This window comes from Nostoc cf. edaphicum LEGE 07299, assembly GCF_015207245.1.
Classification (GTDB): Bacteria; Cyanobacteriota; Cyanobacteriia; order Cyanobacteriales; family Nostocaceae; genus Nostoc; species Nostoc edaphicum_B.
In genome coordinates, this window is sequence record NZ_JADEXF010000379.1 from 1 (window position 1) to 4,927 (window position 4,927).

The 4,927-nt window shown below is 43.1% G+C and carries 8 protein-coding genes; 6 read left to right on the forward strand and 2 right to left on the reverse strand.

The genetic code is table 11. The annotated features are described in order from the left end of the window. From IQ229_RS12975 to serS, 3 genes are all read left to right on the forward strand, one after another. Window positions 1–252 (forward strand): DUF3611 family protein (locus tag IQ229_RS12975; RefSeq protein ID WP_194044273.1); only part of this gene is annotated, 252 nt, incomplete at its 5' end. A gap of 233 nt (window positions 253–485) precedes the next feature. Further along, the gene (locus IQ229_RS12980) at window positions 486–686 is read left to right on the forward strand and encodes a hypothetical protein (protein ID WP_194044275.1); all 201 of its coding nucleotides are present in this window, start codon (window positions 486–488) and stop codon (window positions 684–686) included. Window positions 687–843: 157 nt separating this feature from the next. Further along, on the forward strand, window positions 844–2,124 hold the full coding sequence (gene serS / locus IQ229_RS12985) for a serine--tRNA ligase (protein WP_194044277.1): 1,281 nt from the start codon (window positions 844–846) through the stop codon (window positions 2,122–2,124). Window positions 2,125–2,131: 7 nt separating this feature from the next. On the opposite strand, the gene IQ229_RS12990 is transcribed toward serS, so the two are convergent. Further along, a complete protein-coding gene (locus IQ229_RS12990; protein WP_194044279.1) occupies window positions 2,132–2,272 on the reverse strand; it encodes a hypothetical protein in 141 nt (46 codons plus the stop codon). 59 nt (window positions 2,273–2,331) lie between these two features. Here IQ229_RS12990 and rseP point away from each other — a divergent pair, with 59 nt between their 5' ends. The 3 genes from rseP (at window position 2,332) to rpsN (ending at window position 4,479) form a co-directional block, all read left to right on the forward strand. Next, a complete protein-coding gene (gene rseP / locus IQ229_RS12995) occupies window positions 2,332–3,432 on the forward strand; it encodes an RIP metalloprotease RseP (RefSeq protein ID WP_194044286.1) in 1,101 nt (366 codons plus the stop codon). Further along, window positions 3,408–4,100, forward strand: a complete 693-nt coding sequence (gene nth / locus IQ229_RS13000) for an endonuclease III (protein ID WP_194044287.1) — start codon at window positions 3,408–3,410, stop codon at window positions 4,098–4,100. Before rseP ends, nth begins: the two co-directional genes overlap by 25 nt. A gap of 76 nt (window positions 4,101–4,176) precedes the next feature. Continuing rightward, window positions 4,177–4,479, forward strand: a complete 303-nt coding sequence (rpsN, locus tag IQ229_RS13005; RefSeq protein WP_104909185.1) for a 30S ribosomal protein S14 — start codon at window positions 4,177–4,179, stop codon at window positions 4,477–4,479. 77 nt (window positions 4,480–4,556) lie between these two features. Here rpsN and IQ229_RS13010 read toward each other — a convergent pair whose 3' ends face one another. Beyond that, entirely contained in the window at window positions 4,557–4,886 is a 330-nt protein-coding gene (locus IQ229_RS13010; protein ID WP_012410384.1) for a hypothetical protein, read from the reverse strand. Window positions 4,887–4,927: the final 41 nt, after the last annotated feature.

The window sequence follows — 4,927 nt, forward strand, 5'->3', positions numbered from 1 at the left end:
GTATTACGCTTAGGGGTGTGGGTGAATTTAGGAGGAACGCTAGTGACTCTTTTGGGAGCGCAAGCGATCGTTGGCACACTGGTAGCACGCTCCATATCTCCACAAGCGATAACTACCCAATTTTTTGACCCTACCCGGATTATTAGCGGTCTAGATATGCTTGTAGTACAGGCAAATACTAACACCGTCTCAGCTCACTTTGCAGGGCTGGTGGCGTCACTTTGGTTACTCAATCGCATTAACCGACCTTAGAAAAGGGAGTCAGAAGAAAAGGTAATAGTCAAAAATCAGCAATTCTTTTGACTTCTTTTCTCCTCTTTTCAAAGGTTGTATGGCAATAATTCAAATGTATTGATTGTACTTTTCCGAAATTATCAAAGTACAGTATGAAGACTAATACCAGTTACTTAATATTGGCACCCATCTAAAGAGTGATATTAGAACCGTTATAAGGGTGAATTAATTTTTATTGGAGGTCTTACACTATGAAAAAACTAGAAATCTGGAAGTTTGGTATACAAGTACTTTTTAGCACATTGATGATTGGATTATGTAGTTCCCTAATCTTTATGGAACGCGATAATAGCCAAAACCAAGCAGTCTACTGGAGTGGTTTATCAGGCGTACTTGCCTACTGGCTACCGTCACCTGCAAACACTCAAGAATCGAGAAAATCGGAAGATTAATATCAAACTTTGGATTTTAAATTTTTCTAGCCCTGACAAGATTGACAGGGAAGGCTAGAAAAATTTAAATGGTTGCTTTTCTGCTCATACAAAGCCAAAATCAGTATATGCTGATGTGTTGGCAGGTAGATAATAGGCTAAAAACTGAGAAAAATCTGTGCTGGATATCAAGCAAATACGGGAAAATCCGCAATTAGTTCAAGAACGATTGAATAGTCGTAGTGGTAAATACGACATCGAACCGATATTACTGTTAGATCGGCAACAACGGGAACTTGAGGGGACGCGTAGTCAACTCCAAGCCCGTAGCAACGAAATTGGTAAAATTGTCGGTCAGAAGATTAAATCTGGGATTAATCCTCAAGACGCAGAAATTCAAGCTTTACGGGATGAAGGTAACTCTGTCAAAGCTACGTTGAGTCAACTGGAACCCCAAGAAAAAGACCTCAAAGCTGAAATTGCTCAACTTGTGTTGGCACTTCCCAACCTGCCAAGCGACTCTACACCCCTTGGAAAGAATGAGGAAGATAACGTAGAAGTGCGGCGTTGGGGTGATGAGTACATTCCCCAAAATCCGAATATTCTGCCTCACTGGGAAATTGGCGAAAAGCTGGGTATTCTCAATGTTGAACGAGCTGTAAAAGTTGCCCAAAGTCGCTTTGTGACATTAATAGGCGCTGGTGCGGCATTGGAAAGGGCATTAATTCAATTTATGCTGACTCTTCATACTCAAGCTGGGTATGTAGAAGTCAGTCCGCCGCTGTTAGTGAATACCGAGTCTTTGACAGCGACCGGTCAGTTACCCAAGTTTGCGGAAGAAAGCTTTAAATGCGCTGATGATGACTTATGGCTGATTCCGACAGCTGAAGTTCCAGTTACAAATCTCTATCGGGGTGAAATTCTCGCTGCTGAAGATTTGCCTATTTACCACTGTGCCTTTACCCCCTGTTTTCGCCGCGAAGCTGGTAGTTATGGGCGCGATATGCGGGGATTAATTCGCCTACATCAATTTAACAAGGTGGAAATGGTGAAGTTTGTCGAACCCAGTACGTCTTTTGATGAACTGGAGAAATTGGTAGGGAATGCAGAAGCAATTTTACAGGCCTTGCGGTTGCCTTACCGAGTAGTAAATTTAAGTACTGGAGATTTGGGATTTGCCTCTACCAAAACTTATGATTTAGAAGTTTGGTTGCCCTCTTCTGGCAAATATCGCGAAATTTCTAGCTGTTCCAATACTATAGATTTCCAGGCACGACGGGCTGATATTCGTTTCAAAGAGGCGGGGAAGAAAGGTACTCAGTTCGTACACACTCTCAATGGTTCGGGTTTGGCGGTAGGAAGGACGATGGCAGCAATTTTGGAGAATTATCAACAACCTGATGGGACAGTAAGAATACCAGAAGCGGTGCAACCTTACTTGGGGCGTGAAATTTTATAATTTGTCATTAGTCATTTGTCCTTTGTCCTTTGTTAAAAACTAATGACCAATGACCAATGACCAATGACCAATGACCAATGACCAATGACCAATGACCAATGACTAATACCCAATGCCCAATGACTAATACCCAATACCCAATACCCAATGCCCAATGCCCAATTAGAATGGAGATAACTATAGCTTAATATCTTCGCAATTTACTCTATGTCAGTTTTAGCAGCGATCGCAGTCTTGGCTGTTTTGATCTTGGTACACGAGTTGGGACATTTTGTTGCAGCCCGTTCTCAAGGCATTCTCGTTAACCGCTTTTCTTTGGGTTTTGGCCCAGTTCTTTTAAAGTACCAAGGTTCGCAAACCGAATATGCTGTCCGTGCCTTTCCCTTGGGCGGCTTTGTCGGCTTTCCCGATGATGACCCCGATAGCGATGTTCCACCCAATGACCCAAATCTGCTGCGTAACCGTCCAGTTTTAGACCGAGCGATCGTTATCAGTGCCGGAGTAATCGCAAATTTAATATTTGCCTACTTGGTGTTGGTTCTGCAATTGGGTATTGTCGGCATTCCCAAGGAATTAAACTATCAAGCTGGTGTCGTTGTACAGCCTGTTAATCAAGAATCTGTTGCCTATCAAGCAGGAATTCGGGAAGGAGATATTATTCTGGCTGTTAACGGTCAAGAACTCCCGGCTTCTGATAAATCAACTCCTTTGCTGACTAAAGAAATTCAAACTCATCCCAATCAGCAAATCGAACTGAAAATTCTGCGTGAAAAACAACAACAAACCCTGAAATTAACGCCAAAACTGGGAGCCGATGGCAAAGGTGTAGTTGGCGTGGCACTTAGTCCAAATGCTACAGCAGTTTATCGCCGTCCTAATAGTCCTTTTGAAATTTTCGGTCTTGCTGCTAATAGATTTCAACAATTATTTGTTGGGACACTCAGCGGTTTTGGACAGTTAATTACCAACTTTCAACAAACTGCTGGACAAGTTTCTGGGCCAGTTAACATTGTCAAAATAGGTGCAAAATTAGCTGATGATAATAGCGTAAACTTGTTGTCTTTTGCGGCAATTATCAGCATTAACTTAGCTATTATCAATATTTTGCCTTTACCAGCCTTGGATGGCGGACAACTAGCTTTTCTGCTGATTGAAGGTTTACGCGGTAAGCCTGTACCCTCTCGGATTCAAGAAGGTGTAATGCAAACTGGTTTGGTGTTACTCTTAGGGTTAGGAATTTTTCTGATCGTCAAAGAAACTACCCAATTAACTAGCCAATTGGAATGGGTACAAAAATTATTCCAGTGAGCGTTACTACCCGCAAATCGTTATCTAAAAAGCAACGATCGCTAGAAATTTTAGCTCGTCTGAAGCGTCTTTATCCAGATGCGACTTGCTCTTTGAACTACTCAACACCAGTACAACTGTTGGTGGCAACGATTCTCTCTGCTCAGTGTACTGATGAGCGGGTGAATAAGGTAACACCAGCTTTATTTGATAAGTTTCCTGATGCTGAGAGTCTAGCGATCGCTGACTTGGTAGAATTAGAAACTTTGGTGCGTTCAACTGGGTTTTATCGCAACAAAGCCAAGAACATTCAAGCCGCGTGTCGGATGATTGTCACTGAGTTTAACTCTGTTGTCCCCAACCAAATGGAGCAATTATTAAAGCTTCCAGGTGTGGCGCGCAAAACAGCAAATGTAGTCTTGGCTCATGCTTATGGCATTAATGTTGGCGTGACGGTAGATACTCACGTTAAGCGCCTCAGCGATCGTTTGGGTTTAACTGAAGCAAAAGACCCCGTTCGGATTGAGCAAGATTTAATGGGTTTGTTGCCTCAGCCTGATTGGGAAAATTGGTCAATTCGGCTGATTTATCACGGTCGTGCTATTTGTAAAGCCCGCTCTCCCGTCTGCGTTGCTTGCGAGCTTGCCGATTTATGTCCTGCTGCAAATAAACCAGTGGTTGTAGGGTAAGCGACACAAGTAACCCCAGAATTGATGGAGAGACTGTAGAATGGAAAACGGTGTCTTAAAATAAGTTACAGAATTTATGGCAAAAAAGAGCTTGATTGAGCGCGAGAAAAAGCGCACCAAGTTGATCGAAAAGTATGCTGACAAGCGAGAAGCTCTCTTAGAAGAGTTCAGAAGTGCAGCATCTCCTTTGGATAAGCTGGAAATCCACCGGAAAATTCAACAGCTACCCCGGAATAGTGCGCCCACCCGCCACCGCAACCGTTGTTGGTTGACTGGTCGTTCTAGAGGAGTTTACCGCGATTTTGGGTTGTCTCGGAACGTACTACGAGAATGGGCGCATGAAGGTCTTTTACCTGGAGTTGTTAAGTCTAGTTGGTAGTCAAGAGTCATTAGTCATTAGTCATTAGTCATTGGTAAAGAACAAATGACAAAGGACAAATGACAAATGACAAAATATTATTGACCACAACACTTATCAATTCCCAGACTTTCTAAGAGTAGATCGCTGACGGCGTTGGCGATCGCAAACTCTCCGTAGAAGCTATTGGAAAAATCATAGGACTGCATCTCTGTGACAATGGCAATTACTAGAGAACCAAGGTCATTTTCTCCTTCCATCCGTTGACGCACAAAAATCTGTGCGGCTCGTTGAGCAATATTTTGGTTGACTGCTTCGGGGATAAATTCTGTATCTAGCCACCGTTGTAAGCGTTCTCGTAACCATTCACCTTCGAGTAGGGGGTTTTCGGGCGGTGGTAGGGTGATGGGTGGAATTGGTTGAGTCATCTTTTTTTAAACGCAGAGGGACGCGGAGGGAAACGCAGAGG